The sequence below is a fragment of the Psychrobacter sp. P11F6 genome, from assembly GCF_001435295.1.
Taxonomy (GTDB): Bacteria; Pseudomonadota; Gammaproteobacteria; order Pseudomonadales; family Moraxellaceae; genus Psychrobacter.
Window position 1 is genome coordinate 106,474 of record NZ_CM003594.1, and the last position, 21,105, is coordinate 127,578.

Below are 21,105 nucleotides of genomic sequence, written 5' to 3' on the forward strand. Positions count from 1 at the left end.
TACCTATTTCTTAGCTTATAGAATAGCTAGCTGCGCTAATATCCAACTCTCAAAAGCGCAGAAAAATAGCCTGTAGGGTTTTTAGCACCGAAGTCTTTTGACTTAAGGTCTTTTTGATAGTATTTATAGTAAAGCCAAAATTGAATGACCAAATATACACAATAGTACGATGTCTAGCACCGATAGGCATATGGAATAACTAGGTAATGTTATTGGCACTGGTTGAGATGATTTCTGAGAGAAAGACTGTCAATTATTAGTCATATACACTAGTAGTCACATACACAGAATTTTAATGAAAAATATCAGCTTTTTATAATGCTGATATTACTTTCGTCAGTCAACATTAGGAAGATTATATGACAATGTTTAACACCATTAAGCGTGAATTTCAGTATGGCAACCAACAGGTTGTGATCGAGACAGGTCGTATTGCTCGTCAAGCAAACTCTATCTTAGTACATATGGGCGGCGTTACGGTACTTGTCGCAGCAGTGGTAAAGTCAGAGGCTAAAGAAGGTCAAAACTTCTTTCCGCTAACGGTCAACTATCAAGAAAAAATGTATGCAGCGGGCAAAATCCCAGGTGCCTATGGCAAACGTGAAGGTCGTGCAAGCGAGTTCGAAACCCTAACCTCACGCTTGATTGACCGCCCGATTCGTCCGCTATTCCCTGAAGGTTATGTTAACGAAATTCAAATTACGGCAACGGTTGTTTCATCAGATAAAACGCAGTCTGCAGATATCGCAGCCTTAATCGGTGCTTCAGCGGCACTGGCTATCTCTGATGCACCATTCAATGGTCCAGTCGCAGCTGCCCGTGTTGGCTTTATCAACGGCGAGTACATCCTGAACCCAACCATTGAGCAGCTTAAAGAGAGTGATCTTGATTTGGTTGTGGCTGGTACGAAGTCTGCGGTACTAATGGTTGAATCTGAAGCAGCTGAGTTGTCAGAAGATCAGATGCTAGGCGCGGTACTATATGGTCATCAGCAACAGCAAATCGTTATTGATAACATTGCTTCAATGGCAGAAGAAATCGGTACTGCTAAGCAGCAGTATACTGCCCCTGAGCGTGATCAAGCGCTTACCAGCAGCATGAAAGAGCAGTTTGGCGAGCAAGTTGCTGACGCTTATACGATTACTGATAAGCAAGCTCGTTATACTAAGCTTGATGAAATCAAGCAATCAATTATCGATGCGCTCGCTGGTGATGCTGAGTCAGAAACTTACGCTGATACGGTATCTGAGCTTAAAGAAATTTATAACGATCTTAAATATCGTACGGTTCGTGACAATATCTTGTCAGGCAAGCCGCGTATTGATGGTCGTGATCTTGAGACTGTTCGTGCCCTTGACGTACAAGTTGGTGTATTGCCATACACGCATGGTTCAGCATTGTTCACACGCGGTGAAACGCAAGCATTGGTTACGACCACGCTTGGTAACAGCCGTGATGTCAACATGATTGACTCACTAGGTGGCACGATTCGTGACCATTTCATGCTGCATTACAACTTCCCGCATTTCTCAGTTGGCGAAACAGGTCGTGAAGGTATTCCAAAACGTCGTGAAATCGGTCATGGTCGTCTAGCTCGCCGCGGTGTACAAGCGATGCTACCAGATAGCGAACGCTTCCCGTATGTCATCCGTGTGGTATCAGAGATTACCGAGTCAAACGGTTCATCTTCTATGGCGTCTGTTTGTGGTGCAAGTTTGGCATTGATGGATGCTGGTGTTCCACTAAAAGCACCAGTTGCTGGTATCGCCATGGGTTTGGTTAAAGAAGGCGAGCGTTTCGCTGTACTATCAGACATCTTAGGTGATGAAGATCATCTTGGCGATATGGATTTTAAAGTTGCTGGTTCTAAAGATGGTATCACTGCGCTGCAGATGGACATCAAAATCGAAGGTATTACGCCTGACATCATGGAGCAAGCGCTTAAGCAAGCCCATGCTGGTCGTATCCACATCTTAGATGCGATGAATAAAGTATTGCCTGAGAGTCGTACTGAAATCAACGCTCATGCACCAAACTATGCGGTTATCGAAATCAATCCGGATAAAATCCGTGACGTAATCGGTAAAGGCGGCGCGATGATTCGTCAGCTAACCGAAGAGACTGGCGCAGTTATCGATATCGATGATGGCGGCACGATTCGTATCTTTGGTGAAAACAAAGCGGCAACTAAAGCAGCTATCGGTAGAATCGAAGCGTTGACGGCAGAAGTTGAAGTGGGCAAAACTTATGAAGGTACGGTTGCTCGTATCGTTGATTTTGGCGCGTTTATTAACGTCTTGCCAAACACTGATGGCTTGGTACATATCTCACAAATCGCTGAAGAGCGCGTTGAGAATGTTTCTGACTACCTAAAAGAAGGTCAGATCGTTAAAGTATTCGTCCAAGACGTCGATAACCGTGGTCGTATTAAATTGACTATGAAAGGTATCGAGCAAAGCTAATCGATATCTAATATAGTCAACATAAAAAAACCGCTTTAAGTCTCTCGTCATGAGTGCTTAAGGCGGTTTTTTTATGCAATTAAAAAATATTAAGGCGTGTCCTCAATCTGAACGAAAGCGCCTAAATTGGCTAAAAACGGTCAAATCTTGCCAAGCTACATCAAACAGCTGGTTAATATCCTGATATTATCAGTGCTATTTCTCTTGTTTAGCTGCAGTTTATCTTATTTTTATCATTATTTTCAAAAGGAATACATGCCCTAGGAATTAAACGAGGCGTTATATATTGATGTTTTTAGGAAGGTGAATATCGATTTGAACTTTAGGCAAATCTTGTAGGTGCTGTATGAGTAACGGTAAGATATCAGCAGGCCAGTCTAACGCAAGTGAGCCTGTGTTTGCTAAATTGGCTGCGTTAGACACGTTAGCTGTCTCATTTCGTGAGTGGTTATGAATAAGTGGGCGTGCGAGGAGGGCAACCCTACGGATGCCTTGATAACGGATAAGCGGGATAAGCTGCTCAGATAAATCATTCAACCCGGCAATTAACCATTGTGACCGTGTGGGGTGGTAAGGATGATTTGATACCACAAGATTAGCGATATAACTGGGCTGATTACCATTACTACTGACACTTAAACCAGCTTGCTCAAGCGCGCGTTTATGCAGTAAGCAGCGGCCAACACTCAGACTGCCATCGCGGCATGCGCGATAGTAACGTTGATAATTATCAGCAAATAAAGTCTTAGCTTTTGTGAGAACAGGATCTAAAAGAATCCCTGCAGTATTGACTGGTAGAATAAGCAGCTGCGCGCTACTATTTAAGATAGGGGCGTGGGTAAGTTGCAAAGTCGCCATTGTCAGCCCCTTGATAAAAGTCTAAATAATTAGCTACTGTTTGTCGCCGTTTGTCTCGGCTTCTAATTGCGCTATTTGTTGTTCAAGTAGGGCGATTTGCTCTGCTTTCATATCAGTTAATTGCTTGTTCATCGTCAGTTGTTCAGCCGCCAATTTTTCTTGTTCGGCTAAGCGCTTACGCTCGTCTTCTAAGCGATCTATTTCTTCTTTGGCAAGACTATCTGTTTCTGGTAAAGCCGCATTTAAGATCGCATCAGCATTAGGTATTTGATTAACTGTGGTTGTCTCATTAGTATTTGACGTTAAGTCACTATTGTTTGAACTATTGTCATTATTACCTAAGGGCGTAGCATCTAATTGAGTAGCGCTATCTGGTTCGGTAGTCGGTGGTGTACTTTCGATAGGCGCAGTATTAGTGTCTATTGAATTGTTTTTCCAGACCAAGTAGCCAATCAGTAATGCCGCTAATATAATAATTGACCACCATTTCTGGCGTGACTTAGTGGGCTCTTTTTTCAGTGATTTGGTTGACAGAGGACGCATTTTTTGGCTTTTCATACTATAGTCGATTTATGTTAGAAATATAAGTAGCCATACTATAGCAAACTCAAAATAAAAAGCCTATCTATTGCTAGATAGGCTAGTAGCTATTAAGACTTGACGCTTAATATTTAAGGCTTGAATTTTACTATGCCGCTGGTACCAGTAGCCATAGCATCACGAGCAATTTGGTCTTCAGCATGGTTTTTAGCACTGATGGCATCAGGGTCGGGGCGATGCTCTGCGTGCCCACACAAAGTACACTCGATATATTCATCAGGTGCAGGAGTCACAATATTCACCTGTACTACCGCGTCTATCGCTTGGCATTTTGGGCAGCGAACGCCTGCTAAAAACCGGCGTTTAGGGCTTGATGATTGGTAGCGCATTTAAATCGCCTCGTGAGTCGTTTGAGCATTGCTTTCAATATTGGCAGCATCGTCATTTTTAGCGTTATCAAAACCGCTATGACGTAATAACGCATCAATGCTGGCGCTACGACCACGGAAGTTTTCAAAGTTGGTCTTGGCAGGGAAACTACCACCAACGGATAAAATTGTCTCACGGAAGGCTTTACCAGTGACAGGGTTAAAAATACCTTCTTCTTCAAACTTGCTAAAGGCATCTGCCGATAGCAACTCTGCCCATTTATACGAGTAATAACCTGCCGCATAGCCGCCTGCAAAGATATGACTAAAGCCGTTGGCAAAACGGTTGTAGTCAGGTGTCTGCATGATAGCAATGTCGTCTCGAACGGTATTTAGCGTGGCTAATATACCATCATAATCTAGCGCTGGCGTCTGCGCATGAATCAATAAGTCAAACAGTGCGAATTCGATTTGACGTAGGGTTTGCATGCCGCTTTGGAAATTCTTTACCGCCAATAACGCTGCAAGTTTGTCTTTTGGTAATGGCGCACCGGTTTCGACGTGGCTACTAATCAGCGCAATACCTTCGGCATCCCACGCCCAGTTTTCCATAAATTGACTGGGCAGCTCGACCGCGTCCCACTCAACGCCATTGACACCAGCGACATCACCGACCGTCACTTGGGTTAATAAATGATGTAGGCCGTGACCAAACTCATGGAATAGAGTCAATACTTCATCATGCGTCAATAAGCTTGGTTTGCCATCGAGGGCAGGGGTAAAGTTACCCACCATAAAGCATACTGGTAGCTGCTGATGATTTTGTTCACTGTAAGTATAACGTGACTGAAAACCACTCATCCAAGCGCCGCCGCGTTTACCACTGCGTGCAAATAAGTCAAAGTAAAAGCCACCAAGCAAGTTATCATCAGCATCAAACAACTGATAAAAGCTGACATCGTCGTGCCAGCGTGATACGGATTCACTTTGCTCTTGGACTTTGATACCGTACAGACGCTCAACGATGGCAAATAATCCGCTAATTACTTTTGGTAAGGGAAAGTACGGGCGGATTTCTTCTTGCGATAAGCTGAACTCGCTTTGTTTGACTTTTTCAGCGATATACGCACTGTCCCATGCCTGTAACTCATCTATACCATAATCTTGCGCATACTTTTGCAACTGAGCTAAGTCTTGCTTAGCCGCTGGAGTTGCTTGCGTGGCCAAACTCCGTAAAAAGGTTTCTACTTCTGCCACGTTATCTGCCATTTTAGTCGATAGTGAGACTTCTGCATAATTGTCAAAACCCAATAGCTTGGCTTTTTGCTCACGTAGTTGCAGGATTTGACTCATGATATCGGCGTTATTTAGCGACTCACCTTTGGCATTGGTATGCGCATCAAACTCAGAAGCACGAGTGACATAAGCGCGGTATAGGGTCTCGCGCAGTTCACGGTCATCCGCATGGGTCATGATGGCAAGATAAACAGGAATGTTTAAGCTTGCCACGTAGTAAGGATTTGGCAACGCATCGACTTCTACTTGCGTGAGCGTACCGTTGGCAAGCGCGCGCGCTTTATACTGTTCGCCAGCATCTGCGAGTAGCGCCAGTCCACTTTCTGTTAGACCTGCCAATTGTTCTTGTTGCAGCGGTAAGGCATAAGCTTGGGTGGCATCCAATACGTTATCTGAAAAGGTCGCTGATAAGGTAGAAAGCTGACTTTGAATAGCTGCAAACTTTTCCTGTTTATCTTTTGGTAATGCGACACCTGACAGCTCAAAACTGCGTAGCGCAAGCTCAATAGCCCGCGCTCGTGCAGGCTCAAGCGCAGCAAAAAATGCTGTGTCATTGACGATAGTTTGATAACGATTAAATAGCGGCTGGTGCTGTCCCACACGTGTGCCATAAGCTGATAGTGTGGGTAGCAGTTCATGATGGACATGACGAATGTCGTCATTGCTCATGACGCTATTCAGGTGCGATAAAATGCCCCAACTGCGATCCAATGCCAGATTAATATGATCAAAAGTCATAATATCAGCCAGCGCTTGCTCAGCACTGATATTAGCAGCGCTATCATGGTTGTCAGTATCTGCACTCATCTCATCTAAAAATGTATTGGCTGCATCGATGGCACTGATGACATGGCTTTGTAATGTACTTGGCGAAACGTTGTCAAAATCGACAAGGCGTAAATCTGCAGGAAGGGTTTTCATAAAAGTATCCGATATCTGATCGTAGTGAATGAATTATTATTGAGTAAACGTAGCTTTATATAAGAGATTGGCTTGCCGTGACATTTAGAACATCATTAGCTTTGTGTTATTTTTATTTTTTGCTGTCTTATCGATAAGCTATATAAAAGATGGGTTCGTTTGACGAAAATACAACCTAATCATTAACTATAAAGAAAGTGAAGCGAGAAGATAGTGAATATTAAACGGGTTTAAAGTCGTTCCGTCAGGCTTTTAGAACAATACAGAGTGTTCTACTTACAAAGCGCTATCATTTGCTTGCAAATTAACCCTACAGCGAGTGAGGTTTGACTGCTAGCATCAAGGCAATGGAATAAAAAGATTAAGCACTATTTATAGCAAAAACTATGAATCAGTTAATTAATAGTAAAAATCACAATGTTAAAAGTAAATGATAATAAAACAAGGAGCAATAAATGAAAGCGACTCTCAAAAGTTTACGTGAAACCAAAGCCAATCCTGCGGTTAGTATCTTTGTTAAGACTCATCGCGAGCATCCTGCTAATGATCAAGATCCCATTGCCCTGAAGAACCAATTAAAAGTGGCTGAAGAACGCTTAACCAACGAATACGATAAGCGCACAGCGACTACCATACTCGATAAGATTCATGATAAAACCAAAGAGCTAAATCACAACTTAAATCTTGATACCTTGGCTATTTTTGCCAGTACTGAGGATGTACAAGTGATCCGTATGCCGATTGACACCACGGAGCGTGTGGTGATTTCACATCGTTTTGCGACTCGAGATTTGGTGCGTGATATGGCAAGTGCGGTGCATTATTACACCTTGGTGCTCACTCGTGATAATGCCCGCTTGATTGAAGCGTCTAATGATCGCGTAGTGAGAGAGTTCGATAAGGACGACGACCTGCAAAAAAATATGGATAATATCCCATTTCCTATTGAAAACAATGGTCTATATACGACAGGCGATGGTGGATCGGATCGCTCGTCTAATAATGAAAGCAGCTATCTAAAAGAGTTTTTTAACCAAGTGGATAAAAGTGTACAAGAGCTGTGGGGTGAGCACAAAATGCCTTTGGTTGTCGTTGGCGATGCTAAAAATATCGGCTACTATAAAGAAGTTTGTGATCGTCCAGACAACATCATTGCCACAGTGTCAAATGCGACCAATTTAGAAGATGGTAGTGCTCAGCATATTATCAATAGCGTGCAAGAGGCGGTGGAAGGCTATCGTACATCACTGCATCAAGCTGCCATGGGTGAGATTGATAAAGCACGCGGTGCCAATATGTTGCAAACAGATCTACAAGAAGTCTACCGCAGTGCCTTCCAAGGTGCAGGCGAGACGCTTTATGTCCGTCGTGGTTATATACAATCGGCCAAAATTGATGAAAAGGCACAGACTTTGAGTCTTGCAGATGATGCGGCTTCAGAAGGCGTTACTGATGATGCCATTGGCGAAATCATTGAGCATGTCATTCATAATGGTGGCGAAGCAGTATTTATGCCACAAGATATTATGGGTGAAGATCAACCAATTGCATTGGTGACACGCTATTAATTGCTAGATAGTGCTTATTGATGACAATCCTTTGCGAATTCGCCATTGATAGAAGATAGGTATAATATGGGAGCATTGGTTCGATAAGAATCAATGCTCTTTTTACATTGATGATATATTAAGCCTTTATCTAAAACTTATACTTGATTGCCTTAGGTTATTAAATGATGCGAAATAACATACCAAATACTCTTATGCAATTTAGCGTCACAGCAATGATAGCCTTTAGCTCCAGTTTCAGTATGGCAGAGACAGATGTGAATAATATATCTGTGAGCCATCTATCATGGGGTCAATTGCCGCCTTCTATTCAAAACTATTATCAAATAGACTCTAAAAAAAATAAAATGAGGCTAAAGACCAAAGATATTGTTGCTATTCGTTCTTGGATTGGCACAGTAGGAGAACAGTATTTGGTTCAATTACAGCGTTTCAATTCAACCAATAGCCCTGACGAGCCAGCAGGAGAGGTCTTCACGCATTTATATGTTATAGATGAACAAGAGGCTTTACGAGTATGGCAAATATATGATTATGTACCCTGCGATGGGTTAGATGTAATCGCAGAATTCGCTAAAAACACCGCCGTAGTGACTGATATTAATAATAACGGTGTTGTCGAAGTGAGTGTGCCTTATTATCTCGGTTGTCGTGGTGACGTAAGTTATGATGAGATGAAAGTAATCATGTACGAAGGGCAGCAAAAATTTGCTGTACGTGGTAACTCTGCAATTTGTAACGCCAAGACAGACCAGCCAGTTGATGCTACTGGTTATTACGGTGGTGACTACAAGATTGATGAAAAATTACTACAGCAATCAGCGCTATCAGCTTCTCAAAAATCAGTATTTAGGCGTCACTTGCAATCAGTGTGGCGAGATAACCAATGTTCCATTTATTTTAAGTATGATGACTAATTCTATGACTACCACAACCTCTTTTGTGCTAACCAGCTATAACATTCATAAAGGCATGTCGCCGATGAATCGCCAAGTTAAAATACAAGGTATCGCCCAAGCGCTCGATATTATTGGCTCCGATGTACTGTGTCTCCAAGAAGTGCAAGGTCAGAATCTTAAGCGCAATATGCAGTACAACGAATATCCTGATCAATCGCAACATGAATGGTTTGGTGAGTATTTACAGCTGCAAAATAGCTATGGTAAAAACTCAGAGTATGAAAACGGTCATCATGGCAATGCGGTATTGAGCCGTTTTCCATTGGATCCTAAGCATAACGTCAATATCACCGTTAATAAGCTTGAGCAGCGTGGCGTCTTGCACTGCGAAGTACAACCAGTTGGATGGGATGTACCAGTGGTTGTACTGTGTGCACACCTAAATTTGTTTGAGCGTGATCGTATCAAGCAATATGAAGCCATTGCCAACTATGTTCGTAATGAGATTGCACCTGATCAACCACTGATTTTGGCAGGAGATTTTAATGATTGGAAAAAAATGTCTTGTGATAAACTTGCTACTAGCTTGGGTATGACCGAAGCTTTCAAGCATTGTCATGGCAAACTGCTGCCAACTTTCCCAGCCAAGCTTCCTGTGCTGAGCTTAGATCGTATTTATGTGCGTAATCTAAGAGTGAAAAATGCCTGGGTGCATACGGGCAAACCATGGTCGACACTGTCTGATCATTTGCCGCTCAGTGCGGAATTGGCACATTTATAAATGATTATTAGATAAGCTTAAGTTATTCACTAAAAATAAAATTGAATGCAAAAATAAAGCAATAGATACCTATAAGGATATATAACGATGTCTACTCTTTCTCATAATCCGCTACCAACGACCCAACATGCCGTACTCATACGTGAGTTTGGCGAACCTGAAGTGATGAGCTATCAAGAAGATGTGGCCATTCCTGTGTTAACAGATAACCAGGTATTGGTCAAAATTGCTTACGCGGCTATCAATCCTGTCGATTACAAAACGCGTCAAGGCAAAGGCTGGGGCGCTGATGCCATTCAAAAAGACAAGTTTGATAAAAATGAGCCTGCAATTTTGGGCTTTGATATGTCAGGCACTGTGGTCGATAGTCGTAGTGAGCAGTTTACTATCGGTACACAGGTCGCTGCCCTGACTTTTCATGGTGGCTGTTATGCAGAGTATGTAGCAGTCGATGCTGACATGCTGGCAAAAGTACCGAATTCTGTCACGTTAGAGCAAGCAGGTGCGCTGCCTTGTATTGGACAGACGGCGATACAGTTTGTAGAGTTTGCAGATATTCAAGATGGTGAGCATGTGGTGATAAACGCGCCAGCAGGCGGCGTGGGTCACTTGTTGATTCAGCTGCTCATGGATAAAGTGGCTAAAAACAATATCAAGGTGACTGTTATTTGCTCACCAGAGAAATATGCCAAGCTTGATGAAATAATAGATACCAATCAGCTTACAGGTTGGATTGATTATACCAAAGATGTTGAATTCCCTGAGTTACAGGCAGATGTGCTACTGGATTTGGTCGGTAATGAAGCAGGCGTGCGAGCGCTTAGCGTGCTCAAATCTGGTGGTCGCGTCAATGTGTTACCAACGATTTGGGTGGATAAACTCAAAGAGGCGGGTAGCCAGAAACAGTTAAAGGTAGCGGGTTATAAGGCGCAGCGTAGTGGTGAAGATATGGCGCGAGTTTTACAGCTCGTTGCAGATGGTAAGCTAACGCTACGTATTCAGCAAACCTATCCATTGTCTGAAGTGGTCGCGGCTCATCATGAGCTGCAAAAAGGTGCTGCTTTTGGCAAGATTGTTTTAAAAGTGAGTTAGAGTATGTGCTTAATCTGAAGGAAAACAACTAAGTGGGCTAAAACTGGGTAAATCTTTCTAGACTGCATCAAATAGCTGGTTAATATCCCGATATCAATCAGCTATTTTCCTTGTTTGGCTACCGTTTATCTCATTTTTATCACCATTTTCAAAACGAGGACGCGCTCTAGCTTATATTAAGTTACATTAATTTAATGCGGTAGCACTTTTCGAAACGTGAGGCTGATTCGCCCTGATGTGACAGTTTTAGTTTTTGTAATGGTATGCATCCAAAAATCCTGCGTATCGCCATGCATAACGATAAGCTGACCGGACTCAAGATATAGCTCAACTTTGACGAGCTTGTTCTTTTGTCTAATAGTTTTATGCTTAAAAACAAATTTTCGCCTAGCACCGAGCGATAAAGAAGCAATAATCGGCTGCGCGCCCAGCTCTTTTTCATCGTCGGCATGATAGCCCATACCATCCTCACCAGAGGGATAGTAATTAAGCAAGCAAGAATTAAAATCAACGTTGATGCCACTGCTTGATAACTGCTGCTCAATATGTCGTTTTACGTGCAACATCTGCTTTGTCCATGGAATGGCTCGACGCGTCTGTCCAGAGTAATAATAACTGACATCGTGGTCACCCATCCAGACGATTTGGCGAGTGGTAACATGCGTTTTACCAAACAACGTCACGATGTCAGACTGCCAAGGTAGCTCGGTTAGTAAATTATTATACAGGGCGTTAGCATCATTGATAACTACCCCTAAGTCATTGACCTGACCATCGTAAGGCAACAGATTGTCAGTCGGTGTAGGCGCAAAAAGGTCAGTCATCACTTAGACGGCTCAGCTTATTTATGACTATGATAATGCTCATTGATAACTTGAGCACATAATTCAGGTGCTTCCATCGGCAGTAGATGACCGTAATCTAACAAAGATATCATGCTGTCATCAGGGACGAATTTTTGCCATTGTTGTCGCACTTTATGGTTGATAAACAACGTCGGCTTACCAGTGATAAGTGTATAAGGACAGCTCAATTGCTTGAGGGCGGTATCGATATGTGGCGCGCCGAAATAGTTGGCGAGCTCCTGCTCAGGCGCAAATATCAGCGTGTAACTGCCATTGATATCTTTGGATAAACTTTGCTCTGCAAATACCCGCAAATGCGCATCACTCATTCGTCTATAAGCACGTTGAGCGCGTAAGTTCTCATAATAATCATCGATGCTTGCCCAAATAGATTGTTTGGTGAGGGTGCTTTTAAACGGTTCGCGACTGAGCAGAAGCTTACGCGGCAATAGATTATAGAGTCTGGCTTGTGGTTTGGTAAACGTCACAGGCTCTATTAAATATAGCTGTGAAAACAGATCTGGGCGCTGGGCTGCAGCGATGGCAGTGGCAGTGGCTCCTTGCGAATGACCAATACCAACGATGGGTTTGTCTTGCGTTTTTTCTAAAAATTCAATAAGTATCTCAGCATCCTGCTCGCGCGTAAGACGACGGCGCTGCGGCTTGTCATACCAATAGCCACGAAGCGCAAGCGAGCTGATTTTGAAGTCAGTTGCCAGCGCACTTAATAAGGGACTATAAGTACCAACGGTAAAACTATTGCCACCATAAAAGTGTGCTGGCACGCGAGAGGCAGTACTTGACTGTATCGATGGCGTAAGCTGACTAAGATTATAGTAGCGCGCTTGTTTTCCACTAATATTAATATTTTTTGCAAATGCTTTCATAATGTACACACCTCCTTGTGTCTGATTTTCAATGAAAATTAATGATTGTACTTAGCTGTCTTCGCCTAAAAATCCGCCACTTTGACGGTGCCACAAGCGAGCATAAACACCGTGTAGATTTAATAATTCATCATGGCTGCCTTGTTCGATAATTTGACCTTTATCCATGACCACCAATCGATCAAGTGCGGCAATGGTGGAGAGACGATGGGCAATCGCAATGACTGTTTTACCTGTCATGATGTCATTCAGGCTTTCGGTAATGGCAAATTCAATCTCAGAGTCAAGGGCGCTGGTCGCTTCGTCCAATAGTAAGATGGGCGCATTTTTTAGCATAACACGTGAGATGGCGATACGCTGACGTTGACCGCCAGAGAGTTTGACGCCGCGCTCACCGACTTGGGTATCAAGCCCTGTATTGCCCTTATCATCATATAAATCTTTGATAAAGTCCCATGCTTGCGCTTGTTTGGCAGCCGTAATAATTTCTTCATCGGTTGCATCAGGACGACCGTAAGCGATATTTTCACGTACTGTCCGATGTAGCAAAGACGTATCTTGCGTCACCATACCTATCTGCTGGCGCAAAGACTCTTGGGTGACTTCATCAATTGCTTGTCCATCGATAAGGATTTTACCGCTATCAACATCAAAGAAGCGTAACAATAAATTAACCAAGGTAGATTTACCGGCACCTGAGCGCCCAACCAAGCCTATCTTTTCGCCGGGTTTAATGTCTAAATAAAAGTTATCAAGTAGTTTAGTCTTTGTAGTAGGCGTTGCTGATGTTTTCACTGTATCTAAGCTATCGCCTTCGACCGCATCGCTATCATTCTCATAACTGAAATCAACATGATCAAAAACGATACGACCTTCGGTGACTTTCAAAGCGGGTGCATTGGGCTTATCAATGATTTTTTGCGGCGCTGATAAGGTACGCATGCCATCTTGTACGGTTCCGATACTTTCAAATAGGCTGGCAGTTTGCCACATGATCCAACGAGTCAAACCGTTTAAACGTAGTGCCATGGCTGTCGCGGCAGCAATCGCACCGACACCGACCGCGCCTTGTTGCCATAAATATAAGCCAATAGCCGCAGTGCTACTAACCAAAATCACACTGATTAGATGGGTTGATACTTCTAAATAACTGACCCAGCGCATCTGTGCATGGACGGTACCTAAAAATTGCCCCATGGCATTTTTGGCATAACTCAGCTCACGGCGTGAATGGCTAAACAGCTTGACGGTCATGATATTGGCGTAAGCATCGGTAATGCGGCCAGTCATTAAAGCACGGGCATCGGCTTGCACAATGGCAGTTTGTTTGAGCTTAGGGATAAAGTACCAAATGGTCAGCGCAACCAAGACTAGCCAAACAATGAACGGGATTAATAATAGGCTGTCCAGATTAAATAAAATGACACCTGACGTAATAAAATAAACGGTGACATACATAAACATGTCGGTGACGGTCATGACTGTATCGCGTACGGCCAGTGCGGTTTGCATTACTTTGGCTGAGATACGTCCAGAGAATTCATCTTGATAAAACTGCATCGATTGCCCAAGCATCCGCTGGTGAAAGCGCCAGCGCATTTGCATAGGAAAGACGCCTTGCAAGGTCTGAAAATGGATGAATGATGACAATGCAATCCATAGCGGACTCATGATCATGACGGCTAGCATGAGCAGTAGCATATCGCCTTTTTCTAACCACAGATTCTGCGGTGTATAGACGCCTAGCCAGTCAACGATATTCCCAATCCAAGCAAATAGCATCGCTTCATAGATGCCAATGCCCGCAGACAAAATCATAAATATCAATAGCCAGCCACGTAAACCGTTGGTACACGCCCACAAGAACTTTAGCATGCCATCACGGGGTGAAGGTAGCGGCATAGGGGTTTCAGGAAAGGCAGGGAGGCGAGTTTCAAAAAATCGAAATAGAGCATTCATAGGCAGTCATAAAACATCAATAGCAGTACGCCAAAATCAACGACATTACTCGTTATTTTGAATCTTTACTTTTGTTATTAGGATTGAGTACTATTTTAGCAAACTTCCCAATCAGACCTGCATGCTAATTGTAAATTGAAGGCTAAAGAGCTACTTATTACCAGTCGAATAAAAGCCAATAAATAGATTGCTGTGTAAGAAATACTTTGTTACATTCTATGGCTTTATCCCAATTGGCAGTTCGCGCTTTGTCTTCAGTATATGAATGACGAGCGAATAATACCCCCGTAAAGTGGCAGTTTAACAAGGTAATAGCTCATGATATATTTGACGATAGCGGTACTTTGTAGTGTCGCCGTTTCAGTATTGCTAAAAGTGTTACGACAGAAAAATATGGACATACGCCAAACCATTGTCGCAGGCTATCCAGTGGCTTTTTTACTGACTTGGTTTTTGCTAAAACCGGACGTCAGTGGACTCGGTACGCTTGGCAGTGCATGGGGCATTATTATCGTGCTTGGTATCCTGCTTCCCGCCGTGTTTATTGTCCTTGGAAGGGCGATTGAATCTGTAGGAATAGTAGCAACCGATGCGGCTCAGCGGCTATCGTTGATTATTCCTATCGTCGCGGCTTTTTTATTGTTTGGTGAAGTACTGACCAGCACGCGAATATTTGGACTGTTATTAGGCTTTCTAGCACTCGGAGCGTTGATTTATCGTCCACAGCAGGGTCAGATTAGCAGACAAGCGAAGCATACACCGCTTTGGCTATTTGGCGTCTGGGCAGGCTATGGCATTATTGATATCTTGTTCAAGCAAGTTGCCAAGCAGGGCACTGCTTTTCCTCTTACATTATTTGTCAGTTTTGGTTTAGCAGGATTATTGCTGTTTATTTATTTGCTGATTACGCGGGTGCGCTGGCAGGGGAATGCGCTCGCAGCAGGATTGTTATTAGGTGCGCTCAATATGGGCAATATTTATGCTTATGTACGTGCGCATCAATTATTGTCCGAGTCGCCTAGCATCGTCTTTACCGGTATGAATGTCGGTGTCATTGCAGTGGCAACCTTGATAGGGGTCGGTGTGTTTAAAGAGTCGCTTAACCGTATTAATGTATTGGGTTTATTATTAGCCATTTGCTGTGTGGCAGTGCTATTTTTGGCATAGGATTTCGTCTGCATTTATGACTATATTTATTATTTTATAAAAGCGTTAACTTATCAGATATAGGCACAAAGAGCGTCCTATGATAAGGTTGTCTACAAACAGTAAGGCTGATATAAGCCAATAAAAAGCGATTTACTTTGTGACACTTGAACTCAACCAATAACAATAGGACGCACTCTCAATGGAATATCAAAACCAATATAACAAACAGCTACAACGTATTAAAAATAGTTCGGGATTTATCGCTGCCCTCGACCAGAGTGGCGGCAGCACGCCAAAAGCGTTAGAGAATTATGGTGTCACAGGCGATGATTATGACAACGATGAAGCCATGTTCGACCAAGTGCATGAGATGCGTGCGCGTATCATGACTTGCGAGGCTTTTGATAATGAGCGTGTGCTTGGGGCGATTTTGTTCGAAGATACTATGGAACGTGAGGTCAATGGCAAACCGACGGCCAATTATCTATGGGAAGAGAAAAATATTGTGCCATTTTTAAAAGTGGATAAGGGTTTGGCTGAGCAAATGAATGGCGTCCAAGTGATGCGTCCGATGCCAAACTTAGATTTGCTACTCGATAAAGCCAAAAACTATCCAGTATTTGGCACCAAAATGCGCTCAGTAATTTATGAGCCGAATGTCGATGGCATTGAGCTGGTTGTGCAACAGCAATTCGATGTGGCAAAACAGATACTCTCAAAAGGTCTGATGCCAATCGTAGAGCCTGAAGTCGATATCAACAGTAGAAAAAAACATGAATGTGAAGTCATACTCAAGACCAGCATTTTGCACAATCTGGATCGTTTGACTGACGACCAGCAAGTGATGCTAAAACTGACCTTGCCACAAGAAGCGGGTTTTTACCAAGAGCTAATCGATCATCCAAAAGTGCTAAAAGTTGTGGCGTTATCGGGCGGCTACAGCCGTGGCGATGCTTGTGCTAAGCTCAAGCAAAACCCAGGTATGATTGCTAGCTTTTCACGTGCCTTTACCGAAGGGTTGAGCAAACAGCAAAGTGATGATGAGTTTGCTGACACCATCAATACTTCTATCAAAGAAATCTATGAGGCGTCGAAAGTTTAAAGCATTAAACCTTTATAATTGATTTTGAATCCCAGCTAACTTTAGGTTTGCTGGGATTTTTTTAATGGCATTCACAGTAGATATTTATTAAACTTGTGTTTGTTTTTATGGTTTCTGGAGAGGTTGTGTTTCGCTTTATTACTTTAGGATTGTTTTTATTAAGTTGGAGTGTTTCTAGTCAATCTATGGAGCCTGTAGGCTATTCAGGTACTTGGGCAAGCGCTGCTTATTTTAATAATGCCATCGATGTTATATCAGAGACAGTTAATATCGATATTATAGATGATGCTAATAATGCTGGTTATACAGTGAGCTATAAGCTGTATAACAATCGTGAAGGGCTTCAATTCCCATTGGTTTTTGAAGTATTCGATGAATTTGGACAAAGTAATGAGTTCGAAATTACTGTTGATGGTCAATCGGTGCCTGTTGTAACGGTTACTGAAGATAATAACGGGCTTGAGACCTCTGACTTCTATATACCAGCCAATACTGGTTTAGAGCAATTCAGAGCAGATTCAAAGTATATCAACCTGGATTTGTCGTCAGGGTTGCATACTATTACAGCTACTTATGACGTCCAGCCGCATTATTATGGCAGTGATTGGACTGGGATAAGCACTTACTCTTATTCGTTAGTGCCGATGAAGGAGAGCGTCAGTGATGATAAGCAGTTTAAAGGGTCATTTATTAAGCTAAATTTCAATGGTAGTTTAGACTATATCAGTATGGGTATCGATGGCACGAAGAATACTTTACCTTCTAATAACCAATGGCATTTCAAAGATAATCTAACAAAAGAGATTGATTTTATTATTCAAGCACCTCTGAATCCTGTGGCAAAAGTTTTGACGGCTGTTTCGCCATTCATAACTATAAGTTTCGCGCTATTTGTATTGGGTGGACTGCATTTACGTATGATGAAACGTAGACAGCAAGCCCAGCCCGAAACCCTTTGGACAGTCATGCTCGTGGGTGGTTTTCTAGTGCCTCTGCTTAGCCTGATAATTTATTACCTCTATCTACTGATGACAGATATGATCATTGGTCAAGGCGCAACAGGAGAGAGTCGTGGTTTGTTCTTTATATGGGTTTTGCCGTTAGGTTATATAGTAATAACACCTATTTATTTGATAATTAGTTTTGTGGCTTTTATGATGGTTAAACAGACGGTTACTAAAACAGTAAAGTAATTATAGTTGAAGGCTGTAAATAGCTTTGTGATTCGCGAACAGCTAGCTGACGAGCCATTTGAGAGAATATTAATGCGTAGGATCATTTTAGGATTGCTTTTATTAAGCCACAGTATGTTTAGCTATGCCAATATGGCGTCTCCCATTATCGACGGTACTAATGCCAGTACGGCATATTCAAGCAAAGATATCGATATATTGTCTGAAAACATAGATATCAATATTGCTGAAGGTTTTAATCAAGCTGACTATGATGTCACTTATGAAATTTATAGCGCTAAAGAAGGCGATCGAATACCTTTGGTTTTTGAGGTGTTCGATAACATAGATAATGATGCAGACAAAAGCTTTATAGTCGAAGTCGATGGGCAAGCGGTACCAGTACTTATCAATTATGATTATGAAAGTCATTCAAAATCATTGCCTGCTTATCATGATCCAGAAACGGATATGGCTGTGCCGTTCAATAATGACGCTAAATACTTTGAGATAAACTTAAGCGAAGGCAATCATGTCATTAATGTTAAATATTCTGCCTATCCTACAGTAAACCGTAGTGATTGGACCAATCAATATATCTATAGCTATTCATTAAAACCTGCCAAAACTTGGAAAAGCTTTGGTGACCTGACCGTTAATCTAAAGATTGCTGATGATTCGAAATACTTGAAGACTAATCTTGGCGAACCTTTAAGTGGGATGATAAAAGCAGATTCGAAGTGGGTCTTTGATCATCTGCCTCAAGATGTTCTTGAGATATCTTATCAACCACAACCAATGCCTCTAGCACAGTGGTTAATTAATTTAGACTCATTAATACTTCTGTTGTTTTTAATATGTTTGTTAGGGGGTGCTCACTATGGACTTATGTATTGGAGCCGGAAGAAAAGTCTTAAAATAGCATGGATGGTCACATGGTTAGGGATTCTGATAGTTCCATTTATCGTATTGATGATAGTTTTCTATAAGATTTATCTTATAGATTGGTTACTGGGCGAGCATGCCAGCAGGTATCATGGTTATACTATTTTTATTATTATCTTTGGCTATCCACTGACTTTGCTTGTTTATTTAATCATTATGAAAATGTGCGACTCTTACTTCAAACGAGTTTTTCCACGAGACTCAAAAATAAACGTAAAAAAAGCTTAAACCTAGCAACTAGATTTAAGCTTAAGTATTAAACATTGAACAATCAAATTTCTCTATACAATTGACTCCCTGCCGCCTTATACTTTTGTGTCATTTCACTCATTTCTTGTTGAATACCCACTGCTCTCATAGCGTCTGCGCCCAAAGTAGCTGACTCCTTCGTATCCAACCCCTTGGCATAATCTCGCACGTTTTGAGTGATCTTCATTGAGCAGAATTTCGGTCCACACATAGAGCAAAAGTGCGCCGTCTTATGCGCGTCTTTAGGCAAGGTTTCATCATGGAACTCACGGGCGGTATCTGGGTCGAGCGCCAGATTGAACTGATCGTCCCAGCGGAATTCAAAACGGGCTTTAGATAACGCATTATCGCGAGCTTGTGCGCCCGGATGTCCTTTGGCAAGGTCGGCGGCATGAGCAGCGATTTTATAGGTGATGATACCGTCTTTAACATCTTTTTTATTAGGCAGACCTAAATGCTCTTTTGGGGTCACATAGCAGAGCATAGCAGTACCAAACCAGCCAATCATCGCCGCACCAATCGCACTGGTAATATGGTCGTAACCGGGTGCGATATCGGTGGTTAAGGGTCCTAAAGTATAAAAAGGCGCGTCGGCACAAACCTCTAACTGCAAGTCCATATTTTCTTTAATACGGTTCATTGCTACGTGACCGGGACCTTCAATCATGACCTGTACGTCATGCTTCCATGCCACTTGGGTCAGCTCGCCAAGGGTACGTAGTTCACCAAATTGTGCTTCATCATTGGCATCTTGCAAGCAACCCGGACGCAAGCCATCGCCTAAACTAAATGCCACATCATACTGCTTCATAATCTCGCAGATATCTTCAAAATGGGTATATAAAAAGCTCTCTTTATTATGAAACATGCACCACTGGGCCATGATGGAGCCGCCACGCGAGACGATACCGGTCAAGCGTCCAGCAGTTAGCGGCACATAGCGTAAAAGTACACCAGCGTGAATGGTGAAGTAATCGACGCCTTGTTCAGCTTGCTCAATCAGCGTATCACGAAAGATTTCCCACGTTAAATCTTCTGCCACGCCATCGACTTTTTCAAGTGCTTGATAAATAGGGACGGTACCAATCGGTACGGGCGAGTTTCTGATCAGCCATTCGCGGGTTTCATGAATATGATTACCGGTGGATAAATCCATGATGTTATCCGCGCCCCAACGCGTGGCCCACGTCATTTTAGACACCTCTTCATCGATAGAAGAACCTAACGCCGAGTTACCGATATTGGCGTTAATCTTGACCAGAAAATTGCGCCCGATAATCATCGGTTCAGATTCTGGGTGGTTGATGTTGTTTGGGATAATTGCGCGACCTGTAGCTACTTCACTCCGCACAAACTCAGGAGTGATAACCGTCGGCGTATTAGCACCAAAGTTTTCACCGTCATGTTGACGCATATCGGTCAGCTCATGCTGTTTTTGCGTTTCGCGAATGGCGATGTATTCCATCTCAGGGGTAATGATGCCGCGACGAGCATAATGCATTTGCGTGACGTTGCCAGCTTTGCCATCGACATCTTTGGCGCGGCGTGGTTTGTCGATATGAGCAAATCGTAGATTGGCAGTACTGATATCGCGGGCGCGTGCCATTCCGTAAGCGCTAGACAGTCCGCTTAATTGCTCGGTATCACCGCGCTCAGCAATCCAGCCTTCACGAAGCTTTGGTAAGCCTTTGGTCAAATCAATCTCGACGTTGGGGTCGGTATACATGCCAGAGGTGTCATACACATAAAAGGGTGGGTTCTGTTCCCATTCGTTCTCAGAAACGCCTTGCACAGGGGTAGGGTCAAGGGTGATTTCACGCATGGGTACTTGAATATCAGGACGTGAGCCTTCGATATAGACTTTACGGGAGGCGGGGAGTATGCGGTGTAAATCGCGAGCGTCTTCTTCGAAACGAGCATCACTAGCACTGCGGTGAGCAGGGGTCTTTAACGCGTCTGTCTTAGAAGGTTTTTGAGAAGGAGAAGTGGCTAATAAAGTTGTCATATGCTGT

At 42.9% G+C, this 21,105-nt stretch carries 17 protein-coding genes; 9 read left to right on the forward strand and 8 right to left on the reverse strand.

The window, feature by feature from the left end; genetic code table 11:
- Positions 1 to 359 precede the first annotated feature (359 nt).
- Positions 360 to 2,462 (forward strand): polyribonucleotide nucleotidyltransferase, encoded by a 2,103-nt coding sequence (gene pnp / locus AK822_RS00480; RefSeq protein WP_060490177.1) that lies wholly within the window; start codon positions 360 to 362, stop codon positions 2,460 to 2,462.
- 279 nt (positions 2,463 to 2,741) lie between these two features.
- Here pnp and AK822_RS00485 read toward each other — a convergent pair whose 3' ends face one another.
- From AK822_RS00485 to AK822_RS00500, 4 genes are all read right to left on the reverse strand, one after another.
- The gene (locus AK822_RS00485) at positions 2,742 to 3,320 is read right to left on the reverse strand and encodes a hypothetical protein (RefSeq protein ID WP_060490178.1); all 579 of its coding nucleotides are present in this window, start codon (positions 3,318 to 3,320) and stop codon (positions 2,742 to 2,744) included.
- 33 nt (positions 3,321 to 3,353) lie between these two features.
- Positions 3,354 to 3,878 (reverse strand): hypothetical protein, encoded by a 525-nt coding sequence (locus AK822_RS00490; RefSeq protein WP_060490179.1) that lies wholly within the window; start codon positions 3,876 to 3,878, stop codon positions 3,354 to 3,356.
- A gap of 113 nt (positions 3,879 to 3,991) precedes the next feature.
- Positions 3,992 to 4,249 carry a YheV family putative metal-binding protein gene (locus AK822_RS00495; protein ID WP_060490180.1) on the reverse strand — a complete coding sequence of 86 codons (258 nt, stop codon included), beginning with the start codon at positions 4,247 to 4,249 and terminating at the stop codon, positions 3,992 to 3,994.
- On the reverse strand, positions 4,250 to 6,445 hold the full coding sequence (locus AK822_RS00500; RefSeq protein ID WP_060490181.1) for a M3 family metallopeptidase: 2,196 nt from the start codon (positions 6,443 to 6,445) through the stop codon (positions 4,250 to 4,252). It lies immediately after the preceding gene.
- Between the two features lie 455 nt (positions 6,446 to 6,900).
- On the opposite strand from AK822_RS00500, the gene AK822_RS00505 reads away from it, so the two are divergent.
- From AK822_RS00505 to AK822_RS00520, 4 genes are all read left to right on the forward strand, one after another.
- The gene (locus AK822_RS00505; protein ID WP_045454884.1) at positions 6,901 to 8,013 is read left to right on the forward strand and encodes an AOC03_06830 family ribosome hibernation factor; all 1,113 of its coding nucleotides are present in this window, start codon (positions 6,901 to 6,903) and stop codon (positions 8,011 to 8,013) included.
- Between the two features lie 242 nt (positions 8,014 to 8,255).
- Positions 8,256 to 8,930: a M949_RS01915 family surface polysaccharide biosynthesis protein gene (locus AK822_RS00510; protein ID WP_157292331.1), complete on the forward strand. Its 675-nt coding sequence runs from the start codon at positions 8,256 to 8,258 to the stop codon at positions 8,928 to 8,930.
- A gap of 4 nt (positions 8,931 to 8,934) precedes the next feature.
- Positions 8,935 to 9,693 carry an endonuclease/exonuclease/phosphatase family protein gene (locus AK822_RS00515; RefSeq protein WP_045443058.1) on the forward strand — a complete coding sequence of 253 codons (759 nt, stop codon included), beginning with the start codon at positions 8,935 to 8,937 and terminating at the stop codon, positions 9,691 to 9,693.
- Positions 9,694 to 9,780: 87 nt separating this feature from the next.
- On the forward strand, positions 9,781 to 10,785 hold the full coding sequence (locus tag AK822_RS00520) for an NADP-dependent oxidoreductase (RefSeq protein WP_060490183.1): 1,005 nt from the start codon (positions 9,781 to 9,783) through the stop codon (positions 10,783 to 10,785).
- A gap of 191 nt (positions 10,786 to 10,976) precedes the next feature.
- Here the strand turns inward: AK822_RS00520 and AK822_RS00525 are convergent, their stop codons facing one another.
- Genes AK822_RS00525 through AK822_RS00535 form a run of 3 tightly spaced genes read right to left on the reverse strand, consistent with a single transcriptional unit; the run spans position 10,977 to position 14,476 of the window.
- Positions 10,977 to 11,609, reverse strand: coding sequence for an alpha-ketoglutarate-dependent dioxygenase AlkB family protein (locus AK822_RS00525; protein WP_060490184.1), 633 nt, complete (start codon positions 11,607 to 11,609; stop codon positions 10,977 to 10,979).
- A gap of 17 nt (positions 11,610 to 11,626) precedes the next feature.
- Positions 11,627 to 12,517 (reverse strand): alpha/beta fold hydrolase, encoded by an 891-nt coding sequence (locus tag AK822_RS00530; protein ID WP_060490185.1) that lies wholly within the window; start codon positions 12,515 to 12,517, stop codon positions 11,627 to 11,629.
- A gap of 51 nt (positions 12,518 to 12,568) precedes the next feature.
- Positions 12,569 to 14,476, reverse strand: a complete 1,908-nt coding sequence (locus tag AK822_RS00535; RefSeq protein ID WP_060490186.1) for an ABC transporter ATP-binding protein — start codon at positions 14,474 to 14,476, stop codon at positions 12,569 to 12,571.
- 318 nt (positions 14,477 to 14,794) lie between these two features.
- Between AK822_RS00535 and AK822_RS00540 the strand changes: the two genes are divergently transcribed.
- The 4 genes from AK822_RS00540 to AK822_RS00555 all read left to right on the forward strand — a co-directional run bounded on the left by AK822_RS00540 (position 14,795) and on the right by AK822_RS00555 (position 19,072).
- Positions 14,795 to 15,643: a hypothetical protein gene (locus AK822_RS00540; RefSeq protein WP_060490187.1), complete on the forward strand. Its 849-nt coding sequence runs from the start codon at positions 14,795 to 14,797 to the stop codon at positions 15,641 to 15,643.
- A 181-nt stretch (positions 15,644 to 15,824) separates the two neighbouring features.
- The gene (locus AK822_RS00545; RefSeq protein WP_060490188.1) at positions 15,825 to 16,727 is read left to right on the forward strand and encodes a fructose bisphosphate aldolase; all 903 of its coding nucleotides are present in this window, start codon (positions 15,825 to 15,827) and stop codon (positions 16,725 to 16,727) included.
- 125 nt (positions 16,728 to 16,852) lie between these two features.
- Positions 16,853 to 17,920: a hypothetical protein gene (locus AK822_RS00550; protein WP_157292334.1), complete on the forward strand. Its 1,068-nt coding sequence runs from the start codon at positions 16,853 to 16,855 to the stop codon at positions 17,918 to 17,920.
- Between the two features lie 6 nt (positions 17,921 to 17,926).
- Positions 17,927 to 19,072 carry a hypothetical protein gene (locus AK822_RS00555; RefSeq protein WP_157292336.1) on the forward strand — a complete coding sequence of 382 codons (1,146 nt, stop codon included), beginning with the start codon at positions 17,927 to 17,929 and terminating at the stop codon, positions 19,070 to 19,072.
- Between the two features lie 43 nt (positions 19,073 to 19,115).
- Here AK822_RS00555 and thiC read toward each other — a convergent pair whose 3' ends face one another.
- Positions 19,116 to 21,098: a phosphomethylpyrimidine synthase ThiC gene (thiC, locus tag AK822_RS00560; protein ID WP_060490191.1), complete on the reverse strand. Its 1,983-nt coding sequence runs from the start codon at positions 21,096 to 21,098 to the stop codon at positions 19,116 to 19,118.
- Between the last annotated feature and the right edge of the window lie 7 nt (positions 21,099 to 21,105).